Raw genomic sequence first — 490 nt, 5'->3', positions numbered from 1 at the left:
GGTGCTTCCGGCACCAGCGGCGGCGCCTCGGTGACGGGAGCAGCGGCTCCTGCCGCGATCGGCGAAGCCGACGCCGCCGGCATCGGCTGCGCCGAGCCTGACATCGCCGCCATGCCCTGCTCGACCATCGCTTCCAGCTTGTCGATCAGGTCGCGGTCGTTCCCCTCGGGCTCGGATTCGGTTGCCTCCAGACCCGCCAGAATCTCCTTGATGCGGTCGATCGAGGACAGGATCACCGTCACCGCCTGCCCGGTCACCGGCATGCCGTCACGGAATTTGCCCATCAGCGTCTCGCCGGCATGTGCCAGCGCTTCGAGCCGCGGCAGGCCGAGGAAGCCGCAGGTGCCCTTGATGGTGTGGACCAGGCGGAAGATGTTATCCAGGATCTTGGCGTTGTTCGGCTCCTGCTCGAACTTCACCAGCTGATTGTCCACGGTGTCCAGGCTCTCGCTGGTCTCCGTCAGAAACTCCCGCAACAGATCATCCATGA

1 protein-coding gene is annotated in these 490 nt (G+C 65.5%); it reads right to left on the bottom strand.

Translation table 11 applies throughout. From position 1 onward, the window contains the following. On the bottom strand, positions 1-488 hold a 488-nt coding region (locus tag ACFDR6_RS36325), incomplete at its 3' end, for an Hpt domain-containing protein (RefSeq protein ID WP_375861386.1). Between the last annotated feature and the right edge of the window lie 2 nt (positions 489-490).

It is taken from the genome of Bradyrhizobium tunisiense (assembly GCF_042263385.1).
Classification (GTDB): Bacteria; Pseudomonadota; Alphaproteobacteria; order Rhizobiales; family Xanthobacteraceae; genus Bradyrhizobium; species Bradyrhizobium tunisiense.
This window is presented reverse-complemented; position numbering and strand designations above follow the sequence as displayed.